We start from the raw sequence: 372 nt of genomic DNA on the forward strand, positions 1-372 counted from the left end.
TTCTCGGTGGATGTGTCGGGTCCGGCCGGTGGGGTGGCGGTTTCCAACGCCCACGGCACTGTGACTGGAGCGGCTGGTGGTGTTCTGTTGCGTCCATTCGCCCGCCTGATCGCCAAGACCGGTGATAGCGTCACGACCTACGGAGAACCCTGGAATATGAACTAGGTGAGAGCAAATCGCACCTAGGCCTTATGCTAGGCGCCGACGACGCATTCGGGGCGGCGTCGACAGACCAGACAGCTGGCCTTGTCGGCGCCGCCCTGCGTCTGCAAGGAACTTCATATGCAACAACATCAAGCCCAGAAAGTGGGAACCATGAAGGCATTCAGTCGGGTGCTGGTAGCGACGGTCGCGGCGGTGTCGTCGCTGTTC

General features: G+C 61.3%; 1 protein-coding gene. It reads left to right on the forward strand.

The features are described 5' to 3' along the window. On the forward strand, positions 1-165 hold a 165-nt coding region (locus A7G45_RS14870; RefSeq protein WP_260938360.1), incomplete at its 5' end, for an MspA family porin. Positions 166-372: the final 207 nt, after the last annotated feature.

The sequence above is a fragment of the Mycolicibacterium llatzerense genome, assembly GCF_025331195.1.
In the GTDB taxonomy this organism is placed as follows: Bacteria; Actinomycetota; Actinomycetes; order Mycobacteriales; family Mycobacteriaceae; genus Mycobacterium; species Mycobacterium llatzerense.